Here is a 325-nt window from a genome sequence, read left to right as displayed (position 1 = left end):
GTTTAACACGTTCAGCAAGTGATTGCAATTTATAAACCATTACAGGTTCAAGAGTATCAATAGTGAGAGCTGCAGCCTGTTCTACTTTTTGTTGTCCGTCTTTGTGGAGATTTGCTTCATTAGCTGAATCAAATGAGCGTGATACGAGCAAAGCGCCGACATTTGTAACACGGAATACTTTGAACACTGGGTTAGTATTTAACAAAACTGTGTTGATTGAATCAACCAATTTACGTGGAAGCTCAAAAGTTTTATCTGTGATAGTTACACCATTTTCAGCAAGTTTTGCGCTCCAAGCGTTTTTAATTTCTGATTTTCCAGAGTT

General features: G+C 37.5%; 1 protein-coding gene. It reads right to left on the bottom strand.

Features of this window, described 5'->3' with window-relative positions; all coding sequences use genetic code 11:
* Positions 1 to 325, bottom strand: a 325-nt coding sequence (locus L979_RS16500; protein ID WP_197052178.1) for a hypothetical protein, incomplete at both ends; no start/stop codon positions are given.

Origin of the sequence: Kocuria sp. ZOR0020, assembly GCF_000800955.1 — a bacterium.
Classification (GTDB): Bacteria; Actinomycetota; Actinomycetes; order Actinomycetales; family Micrococcaceae; genus Kocuria; species Kocuria subflava.
Note: the sequence above shows the minus strand (reverse complement) of the source record. Positions and strands in the feature narration are given on the sequence as shown.